The organism is Prevotella sp. P5-64, assembly GCF_002251285.1.
Lineage (GTDB): Bacteria > Bacteroidota > Bacteroidia > Bacteroidales > Bacteroidaceae > Prevotella.
Genome location: NZ_NPJK01000016.1, coordinates 21,096 through 48,026, shown reverse-complemented (window position 1 = coordinate 48,026; position 26,931 = coordinate 21,096). Strand labels below are relative to the sequence as shown.

At 55.5% G+C, this 26,931-nt stretch carries 22 protein-coding genes and 2 pseudogenes; 7 read left to right on the top strand and 17 right to left on the bottom strand.

The window, feature by feature from the left end; genetic code table 11:
- Positions 1 to 353 precede the first annotated feature (353 nt).
- The 3 genes from CIK87_RS03620 to CIK87_RS03610 are packed head-to-tail and all read right to left on the bottom strand — an operon-like array spanning position 354 to position 6,190.
- Positions 354 to 2,849 (bottom strand): C10 family peptidase, encoded by a 2,496-nt coding sequence (locus tag CIK87_RS03620; protein WP_094385546.1) that lies wholly within the window; start codon positions 2,847 to 2,849, stop codon positions 354 to 356.
- Between the two features lie 16 nt (positions 2,850 to 2,865).
- Positions 2,866 to 4,203 (bottom strand): hypothetical protein, encoded by a 1,338-nt coding sequence (locus CIK87_RS03615; RefSeq protein ID WP_144008092.1) that lies wholly within the window; start codon positions 4,201 to 4,203, stop codon positions 2,866 to 2,868.
- A 55-nt stretch (positions 4,204 to 4,258) separates the two neighbouring features.
- Positions 4,259 to 6,190 carry an endonuclease/exonuclease/phosphatase family protein gene (locus tag CIK87_RS03610; RefSeq protein ID WP_254046504.1) on the bottom strand — a complete coding sequence of 644 codons (1,932 nt, stop codon included), beginning with the start codon at positions 6,188 to 6,190 and terminating at the stop codon, positions 4,259 to 4,261.
- Positions 6,191 to 6,554: 364 nt separating this feature from the next.
- On the opposite strand from CIK87_RS03610, the gene CIK87_RS03605 reads away from it, so the two are divergent.
- A complete protein-coding gene (locus CIK87_RS03605) occupies positions 6,555 to 7,883 on the top strand; it encodes an inositol-3-phosphate synthase (RefSeq protein WP_094385542.1) in 1,329 nt (442 codons plus the stop codon).
- A 337-nt stretch (positions 7,884 to 8,220) separates the two neighbouring features.
- Here the strand turns inward: CIK87_RS03605 and CIK87_RS03600 are convergent, their stop codons facing one another.
- Entirely contained in the window at positions 8,221 to 8,694 is a 474-nt protein-coding gene (locus CIK87_RS03600; RefSeq protein WP_254046503.1) for an N-acetyltransferase, read from the bottom strand.
- A 126-nt stretch (positions 8,695 to 8,820) separates the two neighbouring features.
- Positions 8,821 to 8,982, bottom strand: a complete 162-nt coding sequence (locus tag CIK87_RS14470) for a hypothetical protein (RefSeq protein ID WP_173823477.1) — start codon at positions 8,980 to 8,982, stop codon at positions 8,821 to 8,823.
- A gap of 368 nt (positions 8,983 to 9,350) precedes the next feature.
- Between CIK87_RS14470 and CIK87_RS03590 the strand changes: the two genes are divergently transcribed.
- Together CIK87_RS03590 and CIK87_RS03585 are read left to right on the top strand one after the other, a co-directional pair.
- Positions 9,351 to 10,004 carry a DUF4476 domain-containing protein gene (locus CIK87_RS03590; protein ID WP_094385538.1) on the top strand — a complete coding sequence of 218 codons (654 nt, stop codon included), beginning with the start codon at positions 9,351 to 9,353 and terminating at the stop codon, positions 10,002 to 10,004.
- 104 nt (positions 10,005 to 10,108) lie between these two features.
- Positions 10,109 to 10,477 carry a hypothetical protein gene (locus CIK87_RS03585; RefSeq protein ID WP_094385535.1) on the top strand — a complete coding sequence of 123 codons (369 nt, stop codon included), beginning with the start codon at positions 10,109 to 10,111 and terminating at the stop codon, positions 10,475 to 10,477.
- Positions 10,478 to 10,680: 203 nt separating this feature from the next.
- On the opposite strand, the gene CIK87_RS14720 is transcribed toward CIK87_RS03585, so the two are convergent.
- Positions 10,681 to 10,806 carry a hypothetical protein gene (locus CIK87_RS14720; protein ID WP_256387365.1) on the bottom strand — a complete coding sequence of 42 codons (126 nt, stop codon included), beginning with the start codon at positions 10,804 to 10,806 and terminating at the stop codon, positions 10,681 to 10,683.
- A gap of 1 nt (position 10,807) precedes the next feature.
- On the opposite strand from CIK87_RS14720, the gene CIK87_RS03580 reads away from it, so the two are divergent.
- Entirely contained in the window at positions 10,808 to 12,961 is a 2,154-nt protein-coding gene (locus CIK87_RS03580) for a TonB-dependent receptor (protein WP_094385533.1), read from the top strand.
- 77 nt (positions 12,962 to 13,038) lie between these two features.
- Here CIK87_RS03580 and CIK87_RS03575 read toward each other — a convergent pair whose 3' ends face one another.
- The 5 genes and pseudogenes from CIK87_RS03575 to CIK87_RS03555 form a co-directional block, all read right to left on the bottom strand.
- Positions 13,039 to 14,277: an ABC transporter permease gene (locus CIK87_RS03575; protein WP_022310706.1), complete on the bottom strand. Its 1,239-nt coding sequence runs from the start codon at positions 14,275 to 14,277 to the stop codon at positions 13,039 to 13,041.
- Positions 14,278 to 14,330: 53 nt separating this feature from the next.
- The gene (locus CIK87_RS03570; RefSeq protein ID WP_094385531.1) at positions 14,331 to 15,101 is read right to left on the bottom strand and encodes an ABC transporter ATP-binding protein; all 771 of its coding nucleotides are present in this window, start codon (positions 15,099 to 15,101) and stop codon (positions 14,331 to 14,333) included.
- A 37-nt stretch (positions 15,102 to 15,138) separates the two neighbouring features.
- A pseudogene (locus CIK87_RS03565) lies at positions 15,139 to 16,316 on the bottom strand (efflux RND transporter periplasmic adaptor subunit).
- A gap of 61 nt (positions 16,317 to 16,377) precedes the next feature.
- Positions 16,378 to 17,711 (bottom strand): annotated as a pseudogene (locus CIK87_RS03560) (TolC family protein).
- Between the two features lie 140 nt (positions 17,712 to 17,851).
- The gene (locus tag CIK87_RS03555; RefSeq protein WP_094385529.1) at positions 17,852 to 18,301 is read right to left on the bottom strand and encodes a hypothetical protein; all 450 of its coding nucleotides are present in this window, start codon (positions 18,299 to 18,301) and stop codon (positions 17,852 to 17,854) included.
- A gap of 406 nt (positions 18,302 to 18,707) precedes the next feature.
- On the opposite strand from CIK87_RS03555, the gene CIK87_RS03545 reads away from it, so the two are divergent.
- Entirely contained in the window at positions 18,708 to 19,421 is a 714-nt protein-coding gene (locus CIK87_RS03545; RefSeq protein ID WP_144008091.1) for a hypothetical protein, read from the top strand.
- A 122-nt stretch (positions 19,422 to 19,543) separates the two neighbouring features.
- Here the strand turns inward: CIK87_RS03545 and CIK87_RS03540 are convergent, their stop codons facing one another.
- The 4 genes from CIK87_RS03540 to folP form a co-directional block, all read right to left on the bottom strand.
- Positions 19,544 to 20,746, bottom strand: coding sequence for an acetate kinase (locus CIK87_RS03540; RefSeq protein WP_022310700.1), 1,203 nt, complete (start codon positions 20,744 to 20,746; stop codon positions 19,544 to 19,546).
- Between the two features lie 22 nt (positions 20,747 to 20,768).
- Positions 20,769 to 21,812, bottom strand: a complete 1,044-nt coding sequence (pta, locus tag CIK87_RS03535; RefSeq protein WP_094385523.1) for a phosphate acetyltransferase — start codon at positions 21,810 to 21,812, stop codon at positions 20,769 to 20,771.
- 130 nt (positions 21,813 to 21,942) lie between these two features.
- Positions 21,943 to 22,716, bottom strand: coding sequence for a diadenylate cyclase CdaA (gene cdaA / locus CIK87_RS03530; RefSeq protein WP_022310698.1), 774 nt, complete (start codon positions 22,714 to 22,716; stop codon positions 21,943 to 21,945).
- A gap of 1 nt (position 22,717) precedes the next feature.
- The gene (gene folP, locus CIK87_RS03525) at positions 22,718 to 23,563 is read right to left on the bottom strand and encodes a dihydropteroate synthase (RefSeq protein WP_094385521.1); all 846 of its coding nucleotides are present in this window, start codon (positions 23,561 to 23,563) and stop codon (positions 22,718 to 22,720) included.
- Positions 23,564 to 23,588: 25 nt separating this feature from the next.
- On the opposite strand from folP, the gene CIK87_RS03520 reads away from it, so the two are divergent.
- Positions 23,589 to 23,882, top strand: coding sequence for a hypothetical protein (locus CIK87_RS03520; RefSeq protein WP_094385519.1), 294 nt, complete (start codon positions 23,589 to 23,591; stop codon positions 23,880 to 23,882).
- A gap of 18 nt (positions 23,883 to 23,900) precedes the next feature.
- Here the strand turns inward: CIK87_RS03520 and CIK87_RS03515 are convergent, their stop codons facing one another.
- Positions 23,901 to 25,229: an ATP-binding protein gene (locus CIK87_RS03515; protein WP_094385517.1), complete on the bottom strand. Its 1,329-nt coding sequence runs from the start codon at positions 25,227 to 25,229 to the stop codon at positions 23,901 to 23,903.
- Here CIK87_RS03515 and CIK87_RS14270 point away from each other — a divergent pair, their 5' ends adjacent.
- Positions 25,230 to 25,604 carry a hypothetical protein gene (locus tag CIK87_RS14270; RefSeq protein WP_144008302.1) on the top strand — a complete coding sequence of 125 codons (375 nt, stop codon included), beginning with the start codon at positions 25,230 to 25,232 and terminating at the stop codon, positions 25,602 to 25,604.
- A gap of 267 nt (positions 25,605 to 25,871) precedes the next feature.
- Here CIK87_RS14270 and CIK87_RS03505 read toward each other — a convergent pair whose 3' ends face one another.
- Entirely contained in the window at positions 25,872 to 26,918 is a 1,047-nt protein-coding gene (locus tag CIK87_RS03505) for a BACON domain-containing protein (RefSeq protein WP_094385513.1), read from the bottom strand.
- Positions 26,919 to 26,931 lie beyond the last annotated feature (13 nt).

Here is a 26,931-nt window from a genome sequence, read left to right as displayed (position 1 = left end):
TTTGCTACAGCGAGGCAGTTGTTTTTTTTCTTTCTTTGTTGACATTCCTCCTTGATGCCGTCAGCCCGAGTCACCCCGCTCAGCCTTTCCGAAACAAAAAAATGGGGGAGGGAAGTCCCGAATACTACGAAAAATGTATAACCTTGTACTTGCAGTCTACAATCACCTTAAGAGCAGCATAGGGTAAGAACTCCAGCGAGCAGTCCTTTTATCGCAATTTCCGCAAGTTTGCCGGCATGGCGCCCGGCGAGTGATATATCACGATGCGACTCAGACCTCCCTGCTTCGCGTCTTTGTCCGTGGGGCTGGTGGCGCCTGCCGGTTCCTTTTCCTTTCTTCTCTTTCTGCCCGACTTATCTGTCCTGTGCCATACGTTTCACGCCGTTCATGATATACAGCCCGCGCTGTGGAATGGATGGGAGTCTGCGTCCGTCTATTCCGTAGATGGCTGTGCTGCGGTTGGCGTTCTGACTGGTGGGGTCTGCTGTGGTTTCGTCTATCTTGGTCGATTCCGACGGTGTCTTCCTGTACAGCACGATTTTCCGGCGTAGGGTGTTGGCGTTCCATCTGTCCAGCCAAGCCCCGTTTCTCTCCACATCTACGTGTATCTCGTATGTACCCTCTGCCATACCGGCCAGGTCCACCGTGTGGCGTGTCATACTCGTCAGGTTGGTCTCGTTGTTGCGCGGTATGCTTACGCTGTAGCCCTCGCTTGTATATACCGTGGCGCCAGTGGCCGTGTCTACCATCCTGTAGCGTATTTGGGTCTTGCAGGTGGTCTGCGTCATGTATTTGGCGTAGCCCGATATGCCCAGAGTCACCTTCGGCATCTGCGTTAGGTCAAAGTGGTGCGACGCCACGCCGTTGCCGTTCTCGTCGAGCAGCTTTACCGAGGTCACCGTCACGCGCTCTGAGTAGTTCTGCGGCAACACCTCTATCAGGAAGTCCTCGGGCACGGCGATGTCGTATACCGCCGGGTCTTTGGTTTCCAGATTGTGGTCAAATTTGAGTGTCATCCTGTATTTGCCGGCTTTGAGCGCAAAGCTGCCATTGGTCCCTGTATACGAGGTCATAAACTTCACTATCCACGGAGTCGTCGTCATGCGTTGCGCCACCATGTGCATCAGATAGGCATTGGGCACCACGTAGGTCTCGCCTTCCAGACTGCCCGTCCCGTGCAGCACCACCTTCAGCTCGCCTCTTGCCTGGCGTCTGCTCAGGTTGGATATGTTCAGCTGGATGCCCGTCATCTGACTGCTGTATTCATAGGCAGGCTCCAGTATTTCGGGTTTGCCCGCGAGCAGCAGATGGGGCTTGTTGTCGTCTTGGACCAGGGTCACTTTGCCATTGTCTACAACCATCGGCACACTGTTGCCGTTGACCATGGTGGTCCAGTCGCCCCACTTGTCGGTGGCGGCGTCTATCCTGCGGCGGCCCAACGGGCGCAGATAGTATGTGCCGTCGCCAGGGCCGTCTATCTCGCTGAGGTCTATTCCCCACCAGTCGTAGTCGTAACTGTACGACCCGTAATAGGTAGACCATGTCTGTGTGGCGGTGATGCCGAAGACGTGCAGACAGGTGCCGTCCTTGTCAAAGAGGCCGATGCCCAACTTGCCGGTATAGGCGCCGTCCTCGTTCTGTGCCAGATTGCGAGCGCCTACGCCTTTGAGTTGCGCCGGTATATAAGAAGAGGTGGTAAGCCCTTCACTCACCTTGAACTGCAGTCCTTCATCGTTGTTTATCGAGAGCACTACGGGTTTGGGCTTGAGCGGCTCTATGGTGCCGTTGTTGGGGTGTATCAGCAGCGCTATCTGCTTCTCATAGTAGCGGCCGTCGCTGTTGTATCCTCCGCCAGCCGTCGCAGCCGTGTTGATGTCAAAGTAGCCGTTGTCCAGACCTCCCCATCCCCAGTTGACATGCACCAGACCGTTCTCGTCATAGCCGTCATACACAAAGGCATGGTCTCCACCGGTCATAAACAGTGGACACCCCAATGACAGTTCGTTGTATACGACCTGCAGAAACTCTCCGCCGGGGAGCAGGTCTTTCTCGAGCTGGCGCACAGTGCAGTCATAGTAGTATTGCAGCGCGTTCCACACCTTGCCTTCGTCACTGAGGGTTCCGTGCACGCCGTATGTGGCGCGCGCCAGTCTGCCCAGGTCGCGCATCAGCACTCCCACAGCCTGGGCCTGGGCTATGCTGTAGCCGCCATTGCTGTAGTTGTCTATCATGTTGTCCCAGTCGTAGTAGTCGTATGCCATGGCTCCTTCGCCCTTGGGCACTCCCTTGGGTCTCATCTTCGGCCACTTGTGAGCCGACAGCACCTGTGCTGCCGCCGTGATGGTACATCCGGTATAGGTCGGCTTGCCGCTGCTGCTCTTGGGCGTGTAGTAGTTGTAGGGATATTCCTGGCTCCACTCTGCGCTTATCAGTGGCTTTACGCTGGCTTTGGGCCTGTTGGCGTAGACCGGAATCACGTTCGCCTCGTCTGTGCGCACACTCTCTACAGTGCGTGCATAGCTGTCCAGCAGTGCCCTTAATCCATCGGGCATATTGTCGGTGTCCAGCCTGCCCTTGTCGCTGTAACCCAATACGCCGCCCACTCTGTCGTCGGCAGCCACGATGACAAAGCCTTCACCCTCCTGGCTGTTAAACAGGTGCAGCGCCGGGGCTTTGTCCTCTGCCGTGGTGTTGGCCTTGACCCTCTGCATGGTGCTGGCATTGGCCTTTACCGGATTGTTGATGTATTTCTGCGCCAGAGCTTTGGCCTTTGCCTCGTCTACCGGGCCTGCCCAGATGCTGGTTGCGGCAGCCATTGCCACTACGAGGCTACATATAAGTCTTTTCATAAGTGTCTGTTATATTTTACTTTACGATAATCTTTCTGCCGTTGATGATATAGAGCCCCGGTGCAGGTTTGCCGTAGACCTGGCGCCCCATCATGTCATACATGCGGTCGTCGCCATCGCGCTTGTCGCCCACGGCCTCTCCGATGCCCGTGGTGTCGCCTCCGTAACCATCCACACGACAACGCGCGGCGTTTTCTATCTTGTTGGTTTTGTTGTTGAACAGCACGGCCACTATCTCAATCTTGCTCTTGTCGCCTATGACGCCGTATCTGCTTATGTTGCTGAAGGTGGTGCTGTGCTTCTTCACCTCGTCCATGGCATATGGCGCGCCGAGTGAGTTGGCGATACCTCTCTCCATACCCTTCGACTCGATGGCTACATGGTTATACACCATTCCCTTGACCTTGCTATAGCCATCGCTATAGTTGGCGGCGTCGGCATAGAACTTCATCTCCTCGGGGGCATCGGCGTAGCTCGGACTTGAGTATTCGGCGTAGCTGGCCTCCTGCCGCCAGGCGGGGTTGGTCAGCCCGCTGGCGGTGAGCACATAGCCTACGCTGTAGCTGCTGCCCTCCTCGGGCGTCATGCAGGGCTCCACCTCGGTGGTCACGTCGATGGCGTCGCCCGTCGCGTCCCACCGTGCGCTTACCCCGATGTTCATATATGTCACCTTGCTCTTCTCGCTCTGGTAGGCTGTGGTCACATCATATCCCGCCGCCTTGTTGTCGCGTGCTATCCATACTGCCGGCAGGGTGGCGGCATATCTGTCTATCAGACCTTCATACACCGTCGGCGACACCACCTTGCTGATGTCGTCGGTCTTGTGTACCGACACCGCCACGACATCGTCGGGAAATCTGCGTGCCAGCGCATCGGTGGCCACCAGACCTACTGGGCAGTGCCAGCACCACATGGCGGCATAGTCTTCTACCAGCACCCGCTTGACGGGCATCTTGTTTACCGTGCAGCGGGTGATGTAGGTATAGCTTACCGATGCCTCGTTGTAGGTTCCGTTTACCTGGGTAATGTTCAGCAGCACGTCTTCCTTGCCCAGCGTCTTGCCAGCCTTGATGGCTATCCCCATCGTGCGGGTCTCGCCGTCTTCGAGCGGAGTGTCCAGCGCGACGGTCATCGGTCCCTCGCTCTCTTTGCTGTCCATGTAGTACAGGGTGTAGGTGAAGCTGGTCACGCGGGTGTCGCCCCAGTTGGTCAGGTTTATCTGGGCCATGACTTCCGCATCGCCCGGCAGCATAAATACATAGCCCGCGGTCATGGGGGCTACTGAGTTTTTAGCCCGGCAGCCTATGGCGGCGAGCATACAGAGTAATAACAGTGACAGGTATCGTCGTCTCATGCGTCTGTTGATTGGGTTTCTATTTGTTTGAGTCTCTTCTCTGCCGTCGTTGAGTTTATCGGCCCAGGTCCAGCGTCCATTGGTTGTCGTCGTTGTCTGCCAGCACCTTCAGACTCAGCCTCCCCTCGCGGCAGGTCAGCACCGCCACGGTGGCAGAGTCCATCTTATATCCCCCGCCGATGTACACCGGGAACCCGCATCCGTCTACTCCCCGGCGGTGCAGACGCGCGGTGTGGGTATGGGCACCGATGCCCAGGTCAAAGGGAGCCTTGGCGAGCATCCCTCCCCACATCTCGGTGCAGGGGCGATACTTGTCGATGTTGCCGAAGATGGGGATGTGGCTTATCAGCACGCGATGGCGCGCCTGCTTGAACTCCTTGCTCTTCAGTTCATGCTTGATAAACTCCGTCTGGTCCATCCTGAGCTGTGTAAAGTCGTTGAGGCCGCCGTATACAGGCGTCGAGTCGGGCTTGTCTTCGCCCGGGTCGAGCATCACAAACCGTGTTTTGCCCCAGGTGAAGGCAGCGTAGGTCTTGTCGCCATAGTAGCCTATGAGGCTGTGCATGCCTGCCGAGTAGAAATTGCGTATCTCGTGGTTGCCGCGCAGGAAGATGATGGGCTTCTCGGCACCTCCGATGGCATCGGCCAGACAGTGTATCATGTCGATGGCGTGGTTGCGGTTGCGCGGTTCGGGCAGACAGTCGCCGTTGAATATCACGAAGTCGTAGTCCTCGTCCTTGACCAACTCTCTCAGCCTGCCGAAGGTCTTGCTCTGGTCGTGCAGGTCGTTGAAGACGAGGCAGCCGAAGTCGCCGTCATCGCCCGGAGTGCGGAACGAGTAGAACCTCGTGCGCAGCGTGTCGCCGCCGAAGTGGTTGGCATAGGCGCTCTTGTGCAGGATTTCCTGCACGCACACGCGGTAGTAGTAGCGGGTGCCGGGCTGCAGATGGTCGAGCTTTATGTTGTTTTCGATGTCATAGCACACCTCCTGGCCGTCCATCAGAGCGCGAGCCCTACGGGTGTTGAGCGTGTCGGTGCCGTATTCTATCCAGCAGTGGCCCACGCAGTTGGTCTGGAACATCACGTTCATCGATGTCTTTGTCGCCAGTTGCAGATAGGGCTGCGTGGTGAGCAGCTGCGCTGTGGGCGTGGGCAGTACGATGTCGGCGTAGATGGGGCGGTGGTCCGACGCCTGCGTGTTGACCACCTGCGCATTGAGCGTCACCGCTGGTTCGCCCACATAGGGGCGGTAGTTGGCCCACTCGTCGTCGGCTCCCGGCCGCTTCACGTCGCCATAGCTCTTGTATGCGGCGATATAGTCCAGACAGGCTTGCGGAGAGTCTGCGGGCCACGACTTGGCGTTCTTGCTGCAGATATGGAAGTCTTTCTCCAGCTCGCCGATGAAAGTAGACCCTGGCTCGGCGTTCATGTCGCCGGCTATGATGAAGGGCTTGCGGCTCGTCCGTGCCATCTCTGTGATGATGGCGAGCGACGCCATGCGGTCTTCCTCGGTCAGCGACAGGTGGGTGGCGGCAAACACGTAGTCCTTGAACTCTGCCACGATGATGGCGCGTGCTTCCTCGCGTCCGGGCAGTGCCCTACGCTCTATCCGCAGCGGACGCTGTCGCGAGAGGATGCCTATGCCGTATCGGCCGCCGTCGAAGTCTATGGCCGCGGCATACGAGGCATAGTAGCGCATCGCGTCGGCTATCTCGCCCAGGGCATAGGTGTGACCCGTGCGGCGTGTCATGCTGTCCACCTCCTGCACCGCCACCACGTCGGCATTGATTTTCTCGAGCACCCGGGCTGTGCGCAGATAGTCCAGGCGCCCGTCCATACCCATACCGTGCTGTATGTTGTACGACGCCACCCTCAGCCGGTTTTTCCCGGTCGGGGTCTGTGCTTTGGTGGCTATGGTTGTAGACACAATGGTAGCGAGCAGCGCCAGTACGGCGCTTCTCATCAGGGCGAGGGTTGTGGTCTTCATCTCTTTTATTGCTTATGTAGTAAGTTATTTGTAGACTGCAAAGTTCGCAATAAATCGCAAAAAGAGCAAGAGTAAAGCCATAAATCCTTTGTTTTTCATGACAAATCGTGGTTCCGCCTCTGTCTCTGCCGCCTTGTCGTCCGCCCGAGTGGGGGCTGTCTGTGTGCCCGTTGCCAGTGATGGTTGGCTGACGGGTAGTCCTGAACTCGCAAAAAATGTGAAAAACAGCCACGTTTTTCATAAAAAACACATCCGAGGCATTGCCCTTCACCCAACTTTCTCTACATTTGCAGCGAGTGTATTATGAATTATCGTGCAGCGCCAGCCCTTATGGCTGCTCTGCGGTGTAACTTAATTGTGTAGTATGAGAAAAACCAATGTTCTCCCAGCCGATGGCAAGTTGGGAATTATGCTTGTAGGTTGTGGCGCCGTGTCCACCACCTTCATGACAGGTGTGTTTATGACCCGCCGAGGTCTCGCCAAGCCCATAGGGTCGATGACCCAGTACAACCGGATACGCGTGGGACGCGGCTCCGACAGCCAGTATCTCCATTATTCAGACATCGTGCCGCTGGCGCAGCTCGACGACATCGTCTTCGGCACCTGGGATGTCTATCCCCAGAATGCCTTCCAGGCAGCCATGTATGCCCAGGTGCTCCAGGAGAAGGACATCCTGCCCGTGCGCGACGAGCTGGAGCAGGTGGTGCCCATGCCGGCAGCCTTTGACCGCAACTATGCCAAGCGGCTCGATGGCGACAATGTCAAGCCATGCCATACGCGATGGGAGATGGTTGAGGCGCTGCGTCAGGACATACGCGACTTCAAGCGCAAGCATGGCTGTGCGCGCATCGTGGTGCTCTGGGCGGCTTCCACCGAAATCTATGTGCCTGTCGACATGCAGGTGCATGGCACCCTCGAAGCCCTTGAGGCTGCCATGAAGGCCGACGACCGCCAGCACATCGCTCCCTCTATGTGCTACGCCTATGCGGCGCTGGCAGAGGGTGCCCCCTTCATCATGGGTGCCCCCAATACCACGGTCGACATACCCGCCATGTGGCAGTTGGCTGAGCAGACCCGCATGCCCATCGCCGGCAAGGATTTCAAGACCGGACAGACGCTCGTCAAGAGTGGCTTTGCGCCTATCATCGGCACGCGCTGCCTCGGACTGAGTGGCTGGTTCTCGACCAACATCCTCGGCAACCGCGACGGACTGGTGCTCGACGAGCCCGCCAACTTCCACACCAAGGAGGTGAGCAAGCTCTCTACCCTCGAGACCATCCTCAAGCCCACCGACCAGCCCGACCTCTACGGACATGGCAACGACGAGGACACGCAGTATTATCACAAGGTGCGTATCAACTACTATCCGCCGCGCAATGACAACAAGGAGGGATGGGACAATATAGATATATTCGGATGGATGGGTTATCCCATGCAGATCAAGATCAACTTCCTCTGCCGCGACTCCATCCTCGCCGCTCCGCTGCTGCTCGACCTGGCGCTGCTGAGCGACCTCGCCGCCCGTGCCGGCCGCTATGGCATCCAGCGCTTCCTGAGTTTCTTCCTCAAAGCGCCCATGCACGACTATACCCGTGGCGAAGAGCCCGTCAACAACCTCTACCAGCAGCACGCCATGCTCAAGAACGCCATCCGGGAGATGGGTGGCTACGAGGCTGACGAAGAGCTCGACTAACCCACGCCCCTCTACATATTTCTATCCTGTAGACAGGACTCCCGAACAAACGGCAGCGCCCAGTGCGTTGCCGTTTGCTTTTTGCAAGGCTGTCGCTACGCCCATGGTCCATGCTTCTTCTTAAGTAGGAGTAGAAGCGGTAATGGTCAGGGTTGTGGTGGGTTGCGTCGCCATTGACGAGAACCCGATGCACATGATACATAGGTGGAAATAGGTATAAAATAATTTTAGGCAGTAACGCATCCGTATGGATTTCATTACTGCCTAAAATGTAGTGATGCCCTTGAGTAGTCTTTCTTTCGGTGCGCCCGATGGGGGCAATGTCTTTACCTTATTATTATGTACGTAGATAAATCAAATCAAAATACATGAGCCGCGTTCTCATAGGTTCTACAGGAGCGGTTGGCTCTTGGCCCTTGTTATGTAAGAATACCCATTCTTCCTCATCAGAGGAGAACAGAAACTTGAAACCGTTTCGCTGATAATAGTCAAATACCTTGGGATGGTTGACGGCATCTACGATGACATAACGGCATCCCGTTTTATTTAATGGGTCGATAAACCATGATTTGATGAAGTCTAACAACTCGTCTCCAATATGATGGCCACTAAACAAGTCGCTTACAGCCAATTGGCCGACCAATACAGCGGGATATTGGGGACTGCGCTTGGCATTGGGTATCTTTCTATTTAGTTTGTTTCTAAGGCCAGAAGGAAGAGAAGCAACCTTTACACTTGAATTGGCGACTGTGAAAGCACAGACGATTTCAGATGTGTCCGGTTTGACAAAGCAATATGATTTTCCTAACAACTGATAGGTGTAGTCGGCATAGTCATGGGTGAGAACTCTGTAATGTCAGCATCCTTACAAGTGAAGCCATTGCATTGCTGCAAGACTTCCTCTGTAAGTTCCATGAAATCACATTGTTCTAACATGTTAAATATACAGTTTAGAACGCTTTAATATAGCTCGGGCTTTGGCTAACTGTTTGGAGAAGTCAATGGAGCCACGCTTTTGCAATGCCTCATCAGCAGCTTCAACGAAGCAAGCTGCAGCCTCACCATGAAGGACAGGTATTGTCTTTAATTCTATTGCCATTATCTTCTTGTTTATAACGTTACACACTTCATCAATTTGCAAAAATATGATTCTATTTTCATATTACCAAGGCTTTTGTCAACTTTTTGATAATCATGCGGCCTACCACCATGACCAATAACATCGCCGCTATTGAGTCAGTAGCGGCTTGGAGGCAGATGATAGTTCCACCTCTCTTGCAGCGGCGACCGTCAGCGCCAGGTTGACTTCGCTGCTTGGTGCCGCTGGCGGCAGCGGGTCAATCCCTCTGCATCTTTAGGGAATTCCCCCGCCACCTTTAGGGATTATGCCTCGGCTGCTACGTGCAGATGTGCTAACTTTGCAGGCATAAGATAGATACAATCACATCCATAAACACATAGAGACCCATGAAGAGAAATGAATGGTTGGCGCTAATCGCCACAACACTGATGATGCTGGCAGTATGCCAGTCTGCACTCGCCAAGAACAGCAAGACCGTAGAGCGCGGGATGACCAAACAGCAGGTAGAGGCCATACTCGGCAAGCCCAAGTTGACCAGCTTCGATGCCTCGGGCGACCGATGGGAATACCGCAGCGGCGTATCGCTCTCGGGCAATGTACGTAGAACCCTCATAGGCTTTGACCTCAGCGGACGCGTAGTCTCCTACGACTCGCAGCTGGTGCCCGTCTATGAGAGCGGGGCGGCAGGCAGCCGCGAGCCCCGTCGCGGTGGCGAGGTGGGGTGCCCCATAGTGCCCGGCTACTACGACGCCAGCCTCGACGAATCCTCGTTTGGCATACTGCGGGGCAAGATACAGCGTGCGGGCTTTGACTCTACCAAGTACGACCTGATAGAGGTGGCGTGTCTGGGCTGCTGCTTCACCTGCCAGCAGACCGCCGAACTGATGAAGCTCTTCTCCTTCAGCGACGAGCGGCTCAAGGTGCTCGGACTGATGGCGTCGCGCATCGTGGATGTGCAGAACGCTGCCACCATCTACCGCCTCTTCACCTTCGACAGCGACAAGGACAAGGCTGCCGACATCATCAGCCGCAGTCGATAGACCGCCGACGGCGGCGTGGGCATCTGCAAAAAAAGATTAACAGTAGATAGAAATCAGGAGATTTGCCTTTGACTTAGGCAGCAAATGATTAACTTTGCAGTCGTATGCAGGATACCAATTACAAGCGTCTGCGCTCTTCATGGCTGCTGCTGTTGGTCTATGTGCCCATGCTGCTGGCTGTCACGCTGCACCGCCATGATGGCGTGCAGGAGGCCGATGCTGCCTTCTACTGTGAAGACTGCGCCCGCAATGTACATCACGACGGCCACCTGGTGGCTTTCCAGCCCACCCTGCATGCCTGTGTGCTCTGCCAGTTGCAGAGTATACCCTATCTTCCACCACTCCTGCTCACGTGCGCGGTCATTGCCGTGCCGTTCTGCGTGTTGCGCCGTGTGGCCGCAGCCCCCTGTATGCGCCGCGCCCACGACGCCAGCCCAGCCCGAGCACCTCCTTATTATGTCTCTGGACTGTAACAGCCGTTGCAGCCACTTCCTCCCAGCCTGTCGTGGTCGTCTATAGCGGTCGCGGCGCATTGTCTTGCCTGTTGTCGGAGTCATCTCTGGCGGCGCCGCAAGCCCTGCTGCCGGTTCGTGACGGATGATACGTGGACGCGTGCCTTATGTTACGAACTCACGTGCCTTACGAAACGAGCCCACGTATCAAATGATACGAGCCGCTATCCATGACCACGGCGCCACCCCAGACCATCACAGATGATGACCACCGCAGCAGCGGCGGGGCACGACAGGCATGCCCGCGCCGTGGCGCAACGGTCGTCGATACACATAATAAGTAGAAACAAAATGAACACAATACAGACAACGATATGGCTGACCGCCCTGTGCGCGTCGGCCACAGCCCCGGCTATGGCTATAAACGAGCCGCAAGACACTACACGACATCTGCCCCTGACCGAGACCACCGTGAAGCTCGGCGAGGTGGTGGTGACCGGGCTTACCGGCAGCCAGCGGCTCAGCCAGTCGCCTGCTCCCGTAACCCTCATCTCGCCCCGCCAGCTGGCCATGCAGCCCGCCACCAACATCATCGACGCCATAGCCCGCCAGCCCGGCGTGGCGCAGATTACCACCGGCAGCGGCATCTCCAAACCGGTGATACGCGGACTGGGCTACAACCGCGTGGTGGTGGTCGACGACGGCATCAGGCAGGAAGGCCAGCAGTGGGGCGACGAGCACGGCGTGGAGACAGACCCTCACTCGGTACACTCGGTAGAGATACTCAAGGGGCCTGCCAGCCTCATGTACGGTTCTGACGCTATGGCGGGCGTCATCATCTTCCATCGCTCACCCGTGCCGATGGCTGGCGACATGAGCGCCAATGTCGCCACCGACTATCAGACCAACAGCGGGCTGCTGGACTACTCGCTCGACTTTGCCGGACACAAGGGGGCTATGGTGTGGGACACGCGCTACAGCGGCAAGATGGCCCATGCCTACAAGAACGCCTATGACGGCTATGTCTACGGATCGTCCCTGCGCGAGCAGTCGTTGAGCCAGTTGCTCGGATGCAACTACCGCCAGGGCCACACGCATCTCACGCTGAGCTACTATCACCTCACGCCCGGCATCGTGGAGGGCGAGCGCGACCCGCACACTGGCGCGCTGGAGGTGCCTCAAGGCTACGACCCCAAGAGCTATGGCAAGCCCATGCCGTATCAGCAGATACACCACTACAAGGCGGTGGCAGACAACTCATGGATGGTGGGCGAGGGCAACATAAGGCTGCTCCTGGGCTACCAGCACAACCGCCGGCAGGAGTTTGAGGACGAGGAGCATCCCCAGGAGTGTGGCCTCGACTTCATGCTCCATACCGTCAACTACGACCTGCACTACCTCTCGCCCGAGAGGGGCGGATGGAAATTCTCTACGGGCATCAACGGCATGTGGCAACGGTCGCTCAACCGGGGAGAGGAGTTTCTGATACCCGCCTACAGGCTCTTCGACTACGGCGTGTTTGCCACGGTGAGCCGGGAGATGGGCCGCATCAGTCTGAGTGGCGGCGTGAGAGTGGACCACCGTCATCTGCACAGCGACGCCCTCGCCGATGCTGAGGCCGACGGGGGCTGGCGCTTCAAGGAGCTCAGGCGCGGCTTCGACGGCGTGAGCGGCAGCGTGGGCATGGCCTATGAGGTGGCCGACGGACTGCAGCTCAAGCTCAATCTGGCACGTGGCTTCCGTGCGCCCAACATCAGTGAGCTCTCTGCCAACGGCGTGCACGAGGGCACGAGCCGATACGAACTGGGCAACCAGGCGCTGGGTGCGGAGCAGAGTTGGCAGATGGACCTCGGCATGACCTATTCGTCGACGCTGGTGTTGGCAGAGGTGGCGCTGTTTGCCAATCGCATAGACCACTATGTATACAGCCGGCGTATGGCCGACGCTCAGCAGCGCCCCGTGGTCATCGACGGCACGCCTGTCTACCAGTTTAGCTCGGGCGACGCCCGCATCCTGGGCGGCGAGGTGAGTGTCGACGTGCACCCCGTGGAGCGCCTGCACATCGGCAACGCCTTCTCTTATGTCAACTCGGTGCAGCTGCACCAGCCGGCAGAGTCGCGGTATCTGCCGTTTACCCCTGCGCCGCGCTGGAGAGCCGATGTGAGATACGAGTTGATATGCAATAGCCGCTGGGTAGACCACCTCTATGTCAAGGTCGAGGCCGACTGCAATCTGCGGCAGAACCACTGCTATACCGCCAACGACACCGAGACTCCCACACCGTCGTATACGCTGCTCAATCTCTATGCCGGTGCCGACATCAAGAGCCGTGGGCGGCGCATCTGCACCCTCGCCCTCGCGGGCGAGAACCTCACCGACCGTGTCTACCAGAACCATCTGAGCCGGTTGAAGTATCTCGACACCAACCCCCAGACCGGGCGCCGCGGCGTCTACAATATGGGCCGCAATGTGTGTCTGAAACTCATGGTACCGATAGTCCTATAACCACCAAAAAAGCAGCGCCAGTGACGGCGCTGCTTTTTTTAGCTCTGAGAGTGATGGCTCCCGTGGTGAGGGTGACATTATTCGTAGCGTATGGCCTCGATGGGGTCGAGACGGGCTGCCTTCTTGGCGGGATACCAGCCGAAGAAGACGCCGGTGAGGGTGCATACGGCGAAGCTCATGATGATGCTCCACGGCTCTATCTGCGTGGCGATGTGGAGGAAGGTGTTGAGGCATAGCGAGAGGGTCACTCCCAGTATGACTCCGATGATGCCTCCTGTCACCGAAAGGAGTATGGCCTCGATGAGAAACTGGTTGAGGATGTCGATGCCTCGGGCGCCCACACTCATGCGGAGTCCTATCTCGCGGGTGCGCTCGGTGACCGAGACATACATGATGTTCATGATGCCGATGCCGCCCACGAGCAGCGAGATGCCGGCGACGCTGCCCAGGAGGATGGTGATGGTAGACATGGTGGAGTTCATCATGCTCGAGATTTCCTCCTGCGAGCGTATGTTGAAGTCGTCATCGTCGGCCTCGGTGGTGTCGGTGGCATCCTTGAGCTTGTGGTTGCGGCGCAGGATGTCGGTAATCTGGTTCTGGGCGGGCTCGGACGCCTCTTCGGTGATGGCCGAGCAGACGATGCCTCCGAGGTAGGTCTGGGCCATGATGCGCTTCATGACGGTGGTGTAGGGGGCAAGCACCAGGTCGTCCTGGTCCATTCCCATGCTGTTGTAGCCTTTCTTCTGCAGTACCCCAACGACGCGGAAGGGGATGCTGTTGAAGCGGACTACCTTGCCGATGGGGTCGCTGCCATCGGGGAAGAGGTAATCGACCACTGTCTGGCCGAGGATGCAGACCTTGGCTGCTGCCTTGATATCGGCGTCGGTGAACATCTCACCGTCGGCGACCTTGAGCTGGCGTATACTGAGGTAGTCCTGATTGACGCCGTAGATGGAGCTTTGGGTATTGTTGTTGCCGTAAATCCACTGCCCCGCGCTGTTGACCGTGGGCGAGATGGCGCTGATGTAGTTGCAGTCTTCCTTGATGCTCTCGTAGTCGGCCTGCTTGAGCGTCTCCATGGATGAGGCATCCTGTCTCACGCCGCCCCTCATGTCGGCTCCGGGCGATATCATAATCATGTTGCTGCCCATCTCGGCGATGTTGGCCTTGATGCTGGCCTTGCTACCCTGACCTATGGCGAGCATGGTGATGACGGCGGCGATGCCGATGATGATGCCCAGGGCGGTGAGGAAGGAGCGCATCTTGTTGGCGCCTATGGCGCGCAGGGCTATCTTGAATAGATTCTGATAATTCATATCCTTCTGTTGGGTTTGTGATGGTCTTGTTGTGGGTGAGTGTCACCTGGGGGCTACTCGTCGGTGGTCACAGGCAGCGCAGCCAGCCCCTCGGCGGCAGAGAGTATGTGCTCGTTGGGGGTGTCGCTGATGATGTGGCCGTCGCGCAGCTCGATGTTGCGGCTCGAGTAGCGGGCGATGTCGGGGTTGTGGGTCACGAAGATGATGGTGCGCCCCTCGGCGTAGAGCTTCTGGAAGAGCACGAGTATCTCGAAGCTGGTGCGCGTGTCGAGGTTGCCCGTGGCTTCGTCGGCGAGGATTACGGCGGGGGTGTTGACCAGCGCGCGGGCTATGGCTACGCGCTGCATCTGTCCGCCCGACATCTGGTTGCTCTTGTGGTAGAGTCGCTCGCCCAGTCCTACGGCCTCGAGGGCGGCGATGGCACGCTCCTTGCGCTCGTCGGCACCCATAGCGGGGTTGTACATGAGCGGCAGCTCGACATTCTCCACGCTGGTGGTCTTGGGGAGCAGGTTGTAGTTCTGGAAGATGAACCCTATCTTGCGGTTGCGCAGGATGGCGCGGTCGTTGCGGCTCATGGTGCGCACGCTCACACCGTCGAGGTAGTATTCGCCGCTCGACGGCGTGTCGAGGCAGCCAAGCTGGTTGAGCAGGGTGGACTTGCCCGAGTCCGACTTGCCCATGATGGTGACAAACTCGCCCTCGTAGATCTTGAAGCTCACTCCCTTGAGGGCGTGCACAGTCTCGTCGCCCACCTGGAAGTCGCGGCGCACGTGGTCGAGTTCTATCACGACTCGGCGGTTGTCGTTGTTGGTTGTATCAGCCATAATAGTCCTTTCTGTATATGGTTATCCTGTCCTTGGCTTACTTCTTCTTTCTTGGGCCGGGGCCTGAGATGAGTCCCTGGCTCTGCTGCGGAGCCTCGTCGGCATCGGGGGTATTGACCACAATCTCGGTCACAATCCTGTCGCCCTGCTTCAGACCCTTGGTGATTTCGGTGTTCATGCCGTCGGTCTGGCCGATGGTGACGGGGTGGGCGGTGAGCACCTTGTCGCTGAGCGTCCATACCTTGTTCTTGCCCTTGCAGTCGACAATCTTCATGTCCTTGCCCACGGTCTCCTTGGTGGGAGTGAAGCGGAGAGCCTTGTTGGCACAGCGAGAACTCCGGCGCGCTCCTGGGTGAAGATGGTGACGTTGGCGGTGAGTCCGGGCTTGAGCTTGAGGTCGGCGTTGGGGGCAGAGATGACCACCTCGTAGGTCACCACATTGTTGGTGGTGGTAGGCTCGAGTCTCACCTGCTTGACCTCGCCCTCGAAGGTATCGTCGGGGTAGGCGTCGACGGTGAAGGTGACGCGGTCGCCCTCCTTGACGCCGCCTATGTCGGCCTCATCGACATTGGCTACCACCTGCATATTGGTCAGGTCCTTGGCGATGGTGAAGAGCTCGGGGGTGTTGAAGCTGGCAGCCACGGTCTGGCCTTCCTCCACGCTCTTGGAAATCACGGTGCCGTCGATGGGCGAGGTGATGGTGGCGTAACCCAGATTGGTCTGCGCTCTCTGTACGCTCTCTCTCGACGAGGCTGTCTGCTCCTTGGCCTGACGGTAGGTGAGCATTGCGTTCTCGTACTCATCGGCGCTCACCAGTCCCTTCTTGAAGAGCGTCTGGTAGCGTTCCATGTTGGCGGTCTGGTACTTGAGGGTGCTCTGGGCACTGGCGAGGTTGGCTTTGGCGATGTTGAGTTCGCTCATGAGATTGGTCTTGTCGAGCTCGGCAATCACCTGTCCCTTCTTGACCTGAGTATTGTAGTCTACATAGAGCTTGCTGACGATGCCGCTCACCTGCGTACCCACGGTGACAGAGGTTACAGCCTCGATGGTGCCCGTGGCGGTCACGCTGTTCTGCAGCGTCTTCAGCGCCACTTGGTCTTGCTTGAAGTTGATTTCCTCCTTCTCCTTGCCGCCGGAGAGTGCCCAGGCAGCAATGCTGATGACTGCCACCACGATGACGGCAATCCAGATTTTGCTGATTCTCAGTTTCTTCATAATCGTGTATGTCTATTTGTTGTTGTGCGTTGTGATGTCAATAAGCGTTGGCAAGACGGCTCTAAAGGCGTCCGTCTCTGTAGAACTTGAGCATATTGACGTTGAGGATGGTGAGATATTTGGCCTGGAGCTCGTTCTGCTTGGCTGCGAGCAGATTGTCTTTGCCAGTGCGCAGCTCGACGATGTTCTTGAGGCCCAGCCTGAACTGCTCGCTCAACAGGTTGTAGCTGGTCTGGGCGCTCTCGCTGCTGGCTTTGGCTGCCTTGTATTGGCTCTGGTTGGTTGACGCCTGTAACCAGTAGTTCTCGATGGTCGAATAGAGTGAAGTCTGCTCGTTTTTGAGGTCAAGCTGGATGCTCTCGCGCTGTATAATCGCCTTGTTGACCTGTGTCTTGGTGGTGCGGTTCTCGAAGAGTGGGATGCTGATGCCTATGCCGGCGCCCATGTTGAAGTTGGTCTTCAGCTGGCGGGCCAGGGCGTTGTCGTTCATCGATGTGTTGTTGGTTGAGATGCCTGCGTTGGCGCTGATGGTGGGCAGCTTGCCAGCCTTGCAATCTTGATGCTCAGCTCGTTTTGTGCCAGCTGGTTCTGGTATGTCTTAAACTCGGGGCGGTTGTCGAGAGCGGCGGCGTAGACACCGTTGAGTGCAGGGATGGCGTCGAGCGCCATCTCGTCAGTGGTGGTGGGGGTGGCGATGTCGAATTCCTCGTCGCTGGTAATCTGCAGGAGTTCCTTGAGCTGGCGCTTGAAGTTCTTCACGTTGCTCTGCGCCTGCACCACGTTGTACTCGTCTTGCGCGCGCTGGGCAGAGAGCTGTGCGAGATCGGCTTGGCTCATCTTGCCGATGCTCACCATCTCCTTGCCGCGCTCTTCGTTCTGTCTGCTCGAGGCACAGCTCTCCTCGTTTACCCTGACGGCTTCGGTAGAATAGAGTATCTGCACATAGAGTTGGGCTATCTGTTCCTGCAACTTCAGTGCCTGCGTGGCTGAGTCGAGTTGGGCTGCCTCTGTAGCGAGCTTGTTGAGCTTGACTTGATTATGATTTTTGTTGCCGTTCCAGAGGGTGTAGTTGCCCGAGACCGAGTAAGTGCCGTTGTAGTAGACCTTGTCGACGCTGGCTCTGGAGAAACCGTCGCCGCTGATACCGCTGGCCATCCAGGGCGTGTAGTTGACATTGTGGCTGGTACTGGCACTGAGCGAGGGGAGCAGCGCGGCTTTGGACTGGAGATAGTCCTCGTTAGCGCTGGCCTTGGCGAGCCGCGTCTTCTGAAGCGCGATGTTGTTGGCAAGGGCATAGTCGATGCAGTCCTTGAGCGTCCACTCTCTGGCGTGGGTCACCGCAGGCGCCGTCACAAGGAGCAACTCCACCATGAATAGTTTGAAGTTCCTGTTCATAATCATCTTGTTGTTTCTTTTTACCTTTATTTTGGCTGGTTTTGTTATTATATTGATGATTTTGATGGAAAAAAGTTTATTATCGGGCTTGATTGTTAACAACTTTTGTGATTACTGTGCCCGAGAGTAACTATCCAGCGTTAGGACCATGGCAAGTCTTCAAGCCCCGAATAAGGCTTGAATGGTGTTTTGTCGTGTTTCTTTGCTGTTTCGATAATTGAATGTAATTCGAGAAAAGCGTCTGCTCCTAAACCGATGCGGAATGTACAGGAGTTTTTCAGTTTGATTTTCAACTTGCGTATTCCGTGTTCACTTCCGTTATTCCCTGATGGTATTAGTGGGTCTTCAAGAAAGTTGAAGATGTGGTCACGGCACTTTATCAATCCCTTTTTGAATGTCTCAAACTTTTTGCCGAGGTTGCCGATATTTATTTTAAGCAGATAGTCCAAACGTTCTGTCCACGATGCCTTGGGGATTATTGCGGAAGGGTTCGAGTTCCTTTCATGTATGGCTTTACGGAACAAGTCGACTATCTTGTCTGACCAAATTTTATTAGTTATGTTTTTGTTAATCAGCTCGCTTATTTTCAAACGATTATGTGATTATTGATAATATGTTGATTTTTTAACACAAAATATTTGCTCATTATCAGAAAAATCCATTAAATTTGCGACATATCATAAGCTCATTGATAACATCACCATTGTCAAACCCCTAAAAAAGAAAAGCATGAAAAAGTTTATTCTTTACAGCATTCCATTCTTTTTTATTAATGTGATGCTTTTGTTTTCCTGTAGCGAGAACGCTAACGATATGCTAACAACTGCCAAGGCCTCGTCTGTCACCACCTATGTAGAGGAGAACGTATCGCTCGATTATACCGAATTGGGCAAACTCCCCGAAGTATAATAATTATTGGAAATACCCTGTTAGTGATTATTCGACTTGTGATTTATACGAACAATTTATAAAAAACAAACCTCAATGCTGATAATTATGAAAAGAATTACGATTTTGATAAGCATGTTGCTGATGGCACTATGCTGGGCTTATGGGCAGAATCATGTCCCTGGTTATATGCCACATACTAAGCGTGGAGAATTGCCGCCCGCATGGATTAAGAACAAGGTGACCGATGCACAGTATGACTCGTTGGCTATGCTGTCTAAGTATTATTGGGTGAATTATGACTACTTCAAGCAACGCAATCTTACAAAGGAACGCATCAGCACCTATGTAAGCGGCATAAAGAGATTGCTATCTGAAGAGAACTTGAAGCAGATAAAGCAACTGAAGGACGCCCCCAACTATTACGACGCTTATCCTGAGACTGCGTTTCTAAAGCCCTTTATGGTGTCGCCCAATGCCGATGGATCTAAGCAGATGAAGTATATCGTCTATTCGGAAATAGATGGTTATGATGCCCATGTGATGGTCGAGGTTCGGGTAAATAAAAACAAGAATGGCAATATTGTTTTCTCGAATTTCAGGTTGATTCCTTATAGTGTATCTGGACTAAAGGTGGAGATTGATAATATGAATTTCAAATCAGAGAACCGTCCAAGTTACCCAATAGTATATGAAGGAGTCTATGATATGCAGTCGCTTGTGTCCGCATTTAGTATATGTGGCTTGCTCAAATATGAAGATGCCAAGGGATATAATCATACCGAACTGGCGCAGCGGTCATTCTATCTGTTAACCGAGTAATTGGCAGATAATTTGGATAAAACGAGGAGAGCCATCCGCCTCAGCCTATAGGTTGAACGGATGGCTCTCCTTTTGGTGTATGCAGCACCATGATGGTGCCATGTGTTGCTTGCGAGTCTTTTTTACTTGCCCTTAGATACCAGCTCTACGGTGTCGCGTGCTATAACGATTTCCTCGTCGGTAGGAATCATAACCACCTTGACCTTGGAGTCGTCGGCAGAGAGAACCTGCTCGACGCCGCGGCAGTGGTTGCGCTCCTTGTCCATCTTGACGCCAAGGTACTCCAGGCCAGAGCAAGAGTCCCAACGCACACCTTCCTGGTTCTCGCCGACGCCGGCGGTCCACACGATGATGTCGACGCCATTCATGGCAGCAGCGTAGGCACCGATGTACTTCTTGATGCGATAGTTGTACATCTGGAGGGCCAGGTGGGCACGCTCGTCGCCAGCCTTGTCGGCAGCCTCTACCTCGCGCATGTCAGAGCTGAGTCCGGTGATGCCGGCCACGCCACTCTCCTTGTTCAGGAACTCTGCCATCTCCTGGGGAGTCTTGCCCAGCTTCTCCATGAGATAGGTTACGGCAGAGGGGTCGATGTCGCCCGAGCGCGAACCCATCATCACACCAGCCAATGGGGTCAGACCCATAGAGGTGTCGATTACCTTGCCATACTGAACGGCTGCAATCGAGGCGCCGTTGCCGATGTGGCAGGTGATGATACGCTGCTTCTTGATATCCACACCCAGGTACTCGCACACGCGCTGAGAAACATAGCGGTGGCTGGTTCCGTGGAAGCCATAGCGGCGCACGTGGTACTTCTCGTACAGCTCGTAGGGCACGGCGTAGAGATAAGCGTAGGCGGGCATAGTCGAATGGAAGGCGTTGTCGAAGACAGTCACCTGGGGAGTATGGGGCATGAGCGCGTCGACGGCACGGATGCCACGCAGATGGCCTGCATTGTGAACGGGAGCCAGGTCGCAGAGGCTCTCGATACCGTCCTCTACTTCCTTGGTTACGATGCAGCTCTTCTCAAAGAGGTCGCCACCCTGCACGATGCGGTGACCTACGGCGTCAATCTGGTCGAGGCTCTTCAGCGCACCATACTTGGGGTCGAGCAGCAGGCTGAATACAAACTTCACTCCTTCCTTGTGGTCGGGCATGTCGTGCATTACCTTTTCCTTGCTGCCGTCTTTGAGGGTCACTTTCACGAAGGCGTTGTCCAAGCCTATACGCTCGGCGCCACCCTGTGCCAGCACGCTCTCGTCGTCCATGTTGTACAGCTTGTACTTGATGGAGCTGCTGCCACAGTTCAATACTAATACTATCATTGTCTGTTTCTTGTTTTAACGGTTATGCTTTCTTGGCGTCCTGTGCCTGGCAGGCAGTGATGGCGACCATGTAGTAGATGTCGTCGACCGAGCAGCCGCGGCTGAGGTCATTGACGGGGCGTGCGATACCCTGGAGGATGGGGCCGATGGCGATGGCTCCGCCCAGACGCTGTACCAGCTTGTAGCCGATGTTGCCTACCTCGAGGTTGGGCACTACCAGCACGTTGGCCTTGCCGGCGATGTCAGAATCCTTGGCCTTCTTCTCTGCCACAGCGGGCACGAGGGCGGCGTCGGCCTGCAGCTCGCCGTCTACCTTGAGTTCAGGATATTTGTCGTGGGCTATCTGTGTGGCCTCAATCACCTTGTCTATGATGTAGACGCTCTTGCCGGTAGCCTTGTCCTTGGCATCCTTGGCGCTGCCCTTGGTCGAGAAGCTCAGCATAGCCACGCGGGGCTCTTCGATGCCAGCCACGCTGTGGGCGGTCTGGGCTGTGGTGTAGGCTATCTGGGCCAGCTGGTCGGCAGTGGGGTTGGGGGTTACAGCCACGTCGCCCATGACTACTACGCCGTCCTTGCCATACTGCTTCTGGTCAGTGATGAGCAGCATAGCGCCACTCACGCATGAGATGCCGGGAGCGCACTTGATTATCTGCAGAGCTGGACGCAGTGTGTCGCCAGTGGTGCTCAGTGCGCCGGAAATCTGGCCGTCGGCGCCGTTGGTCTTGATGATCATACAACCGAGGTACAGGTTGTTCTTCACCAGTTCGCGAGCCTGCTCGATAGTCATGCCTTTGCTCTTGCGGAGTTCGGCGAGCAGAGCGGCGTATTCCTCGCTCTTGGGATTGTCAGATGGATTCACAATCGTAGCCTTGTCGATATTCTCCAAGCCCCACTCTTTGGCGAGCTTGTGGATGTTGGCAGGGTTGCCGATGAGAATGATGTCTGCGATGTCGTCAGCCAATACCTTGTCGGCTGCCTTAAGAGTGCGTTCCTCTTCAGCTTCAGGAAGCACGATGCGCTGCTTGTCTGCTTTGGCGCGCGCTACAATCTGTTGTAATAAATCCATAGTTATTCTATATCTATTCTTAACTTAGTTCCTTATGGTTTTAGCGGTTCACGTTAAGCCGCTGCAAAAGTAGTAATTTTTTTTGATAATCACCCCTTTGCACGCATCTATTTTTTCTTTGTCTCTGCCCTCAGCTTATCAGCTGCTGGGCGAGGATACTCTCGAGTTCCTCGGCAGAGAGTCTCAGTCTGAAAGTGCCGCGGATGGCCACGGCTATGCGGCCCGTCTCTTCGCTCACCACGATGGCTATGGCGTCAGAGCTCTGGGAGATGCCCATGGCGGCGCGATGGCGCAGACCGAGTTCCTTGGGGATGTCCATGTCGTGGCTCACGGGCAGGATGCAGCCCGCAGCCTGGATGCGGCGGTGGGCGATAATCATGGCACCGTCGTGCAGCGGCGAGTTCTTGAAGAAGATGTTTTCGATGAGCCGCTGGTTGATGTTGGCATTGATTACATCGCCCGTCTCCATGATATCGGTCAGCGGGGTGGTGCGCTCGATGACGATAAGTGCGCCCACCTTGCCGCGCGACAGGTTCATGCATGCCATCACGATGGGCATGATGGCCTCCTTGTCCTCATCCTCCTTCTTGGTGGCGGTGTAGAACAGGCGGAAGATGTTTTTGAACCGCTGATGGGCGCCCAGACTGTACAGAAACTTGCGTATCTCTTCCTGGAAGAGGATGAGCAGGGCCAGTACACCCACGCTTACCAGTTTGTCCATGATGGCTCCCAGCAGGCGCATCTCGAGTACATGGGTCACGAAGAGCCATAACACCACAAACACCATGATGCCGATGAACACATTGAGCGACCGGCTTTCCTTCATCAGCCGGTAGATGTTGTAGAGCAACAGCGCCACCAGCAGGATGTCGATTATGTCTTTTATGCCAAAATCAAAAAACACGTTATATAACTTCTTTGGTTAGTGATTGCTTCATTTTCTCTACCACCGCCACGGTCTGCACCGCCTCTGCTACATCGTGGACGCGCAGTATCGAGGCGCCGCGTTCCACCGCCAGTGCGTGGAGGGCTGTGGTGCCGGGCAGAGATGTGGCGGGAGTGCCCCCGATGAGCTTCCATATCATCGTCTTGCGCGATATGCCCACCAGAACGGGCAGATGGAGTGCCTGCAGTTCGGCCATGTCGGCCATGAGCTCATAGTTCTGTTCGAGGGTCTTGCCGAAGCCAAATCCCGGGTCGAGTATGATGTCCTTGGCGCCGCGGTCGCGCAGCTGCTGTATCTCTCCGGCAAAGGCTTTCATCATCTCCCTCAGTGTGGGCTTGACCGACATGAGAATGTAGGGGCACTTCAGTTCGCCCACTACGTCAAACATGCTTTCCGCTTCGTGTATCGGCGTGTTGACGATGCCCGTCAGACCGCCTTCGCTCACATCGTTGATGATGTCTGCACCCCAGTCGTTGATGCAGCGTCGGGCGAGTGCGGGGCGGTAGGTGTCTACCGAGACCACGGCATCGGGCACCTCGCGGCGCACGATGTCGAGAGCCCAGCGCAGTCGCCGTCCCTCTTCCTCTTCGCTCACTTCATAGGCACCCGGACGGGTAGAGAATGCTCCGATGTCTATCATGCTGCCGCCCTGGGCCAGAATCTCTTCTGCGCGCATAGCTATCTCGCGCTCGGTCTGCTTGCGGCTGCCCTCGTAGAAGCTGTCGGGCGTCACATTGATTATTCCCATGACCTGCGGATGCGAAAGGTCCATAAGGCGTCCACGTATATTCAGCGTATATTCCATGTTATCTTAATATGTTACAAAGGTAGTGCAAGTCGAAGACAATGCAAAGAAAAAACAAATGTTTTTTCTAATTTGCATTGTTGAGGCGACGCCTACCTTATCCAAAGGTAGTGCAAACCGAAGAGAATACAAAATAAACTTGTTTATTTTTATTCTTGAGGTGCAGCCTGCCTTCACGGCGGGAGCCGTAAAGGGGCAAGTCGAAGACAATGCAAAGAAAAAACAGATGTTTTTTCTAATTTGCATTGTTGAGGCGACGCCTACCTTATCTATAGATAGCGCCAGCGGAGGCTCACGCAGAGTCGCCTCGATGATATAGGGGATTGCCCACCAGCCCTTAATGACAGTCCTTGAGCAGAAAGGCCATATAGAGCGGCAGGATGAGAGTCTGCGGAGCAGTGCCAATGTTCACATCACCCAGTTTGATGACACTCGATACATGATACTTGTCGGGGTTGCCAAGGATGGTCTTGGCGCTTTTGATGTTGCCGTTGTTAGCTTTAACTTCTACCAGCGTACATTCGTCGTTGTATCTTGTAACGAAGTCAATCTCCAGGCCCGAATCCTTGCGGAAATAATAGAGCTTGCGATTCATTTTGCCGAAGATGTCGGCCACGAGATTTTCGAAGATGGCACCCTTGTATCCATAGAGATTGCCTCTCAGGATGTCGGCCGCAGTGCCCTGTTCGAGCATGCTGATGAAAAGGCCCGTGTCTGCCATATACACCTTGAACTGGTCGGTGATGGCGTTGCCGTCGAGGGGAAGTTCGGGCGTCGAGAGGTTGTAGCAGCGACGTATGATGCCGGCATCTTCAATCCATTGCAGACTGCCCTGATAGTTGCGGCCTCTGCCGCCAGGCCTCACGGTGGTGTAGGCGAACTTCTTGTTCTCCTTGCTCAACTGGCGCGGTATCGACTCGAAACATTCCCGTATGCGTGGCTTGTCTTCCTGGGGCGCGTATTTCAGCATATCGACTTTGTATTCATCAACGATGGCTTGCTGTATATGCAGAACGGACTGCATGTTGTGGGTCTCCATAAATACGCTCACCGCTCTTGGCATTCCGCCGACAAGGCAATACTGCAGCAGCAACTGTCGCATCCTCTCGTGGACAGCTTCCTGCACAGGAGTCCTTTGGTCCAGACAGCGTTGCAGATAGCCGATGGTCATATCGTTGATGCCATTGGCCCAAAGCCATTCCTCGAAATCCATAGGATACATGTCGATGATGGTCTCATAACCCACGGGGATAGGGCCTTCGGTCAACTCGCTGGTATGGTAACCGCTGACACCCAGTAGCGAACCAGTGCCGATGACATCGTATCTGCCGTCGGTCTTGAAGAATTTCAAGGCAGTGCGCGCACGTGGACACTCCTGTATCTCGTCAAAGATGATGCAGGTCTTGCCAGGCACGAAGTTGCAATCGGGGATTAGGGTGGAAAGCGTCATACAGAGGATGTCGATGTCCAGACCACCCCCAAACACAGCCTTGTATTCCGGGTGTTGGAAGAAGTCGAGATAGACCACATGCTCATAGTTTTTGTGGGCAAAATCGAGCACTGAGTATGTCTTTCCACACTGGCGACATCCCTTAATGATGAGGGGCATCTTGTGCTCATCGTTCTTCCATTCTTTGAGATACTTCTCAATTTTCCGTTGAAACATTTGGCTATTAGTGAATTAGTGGTTGTTGATATTGTGACCGTGCACATTTTTCAAGGGACTTTTCTTGAAACCGCGCACATTTTCCAAGGGACTTTTTATGGATTTGCGCACATTTTTCAAGGGACTTTCCGCTGCAAAGATAAGACAAATTGGCGAAAAAGCAAAGAAAAATGGAGAAAAGACAGCCCGCCTGGGCAAAATAGTTACGCTCTCTGCCCTTATCGCGGAAGTCTGCAAAAGCAGAGTGTGGCTGTCGCCATGTGCTCCAGTGGTCTCTGCGACCAGTCTGAGGGCTCTTGCGGGCAACGCTATTTATGCCGTTTCCACCGAGTAGCCCGCAACCCGCTGCATATCAGCCCGTCGGCGGCGTGGTGACCATCGTGGCGGGCTCGTATCATATGAACCGTAGGCTCGTGACATTTGAACCGTGGGCTCGTGACGTAAGATACGCGCTCTCGTGCCTATTGATACGAGCCAGCCATCGTCACCGCGGTGCCAGCAGCTGCCCTCTCGATATGGGCGAGGGTCTCTCTGCGCTCCAGCGGACTAACGGTATAAACGGCGAAGAGGCTGTCAGACTCTCTCGGGGAGATGGGTCTGGCAGCCTCTTCTATGGTTTAGGCTCTATAGGGAGCTGTAGGCTTACTTGGCAGCCTGCACCACGGGGATGCGGAACAGCTCGCTCCAGTTGTCGCTGTCTACGATTACCACGTCGAGCTTGCGCTCGGCGCCAGTGGTGTTAGAGGTAGCGCTGATGCGGAGTGCATCGAGGTTACCACCGGCTGTGAGCCATGCTGCGTCGCCTTCAACCTCGGTGTCAGTGCCTGCCTTGCATACCAGTGTCACGTAGCCGCCGTCGGTGGTCACGTAGAATGTCTTGATGTGCTCGGTGGTGTCGTCCTTGTCAAAGGTGGCTGCGAAGTTGAGGGTGGTCTTGTTGGCGAAAGCCTTGGTCTTGTTCTCGTCGGAGAAGAGCTTGAACATGGTGGCTCCGTTCATGGTCATCTGGTTTACGGTGATGTCTACAGACTGGTCGCCGGCAGTGATGGTGATGGTACCTGCGAGCATCTCGCTCATGCTGGGCTGGAGGTAGAACTCCATCTCCTCGCCGCTCTTGCCGCGGGCCTTGGTGATGACGAAGTCGGCGTCATTGCCCATCATGGCTGTTGCTGTGGCGTGCCAGCGGCTGGCGTTGGTGGTCACCTTGACCTTGACTACGGCCTTGTCGTTCTGGCCCATGTATGAATACATGCCGCTATACTCCTGCAACTGCTCTGACTCGATGCTGAGGGTCACGTTCTGGGGGTTGGCACCCGCCTGTGTGACTGAGAACTCGAGTACTGATGAGCCTGCGAGTAGCTTGAATTTGGCAACGCGGTCGGCGGTAGATGTGTTGGCACCGGCGGTAACAGCTATCTCAGAGGTGCTCTTTACCGTGGCGATACACCATGACTGCTCGGTGACTTTCTGGATAGAGAGGTCGGTCAGCGGAGCGTCTGTCTGTATCTTGATAATCTGCTCGCTGAGTGCGGCGGGGTCTACGTCGAGGGCTGCATCGCTCTCGTTGACCAGGCTCACATTGTAGGTGGGTGCTGGTGCGGGGTCGTCACTACTCGAGCATCCGCTCATTGCCATAGATATGGTCAGTGCTACGACTGCCACTCTCAAATAATTCATAAACTTCTTCATCTTTGTTTTCTAT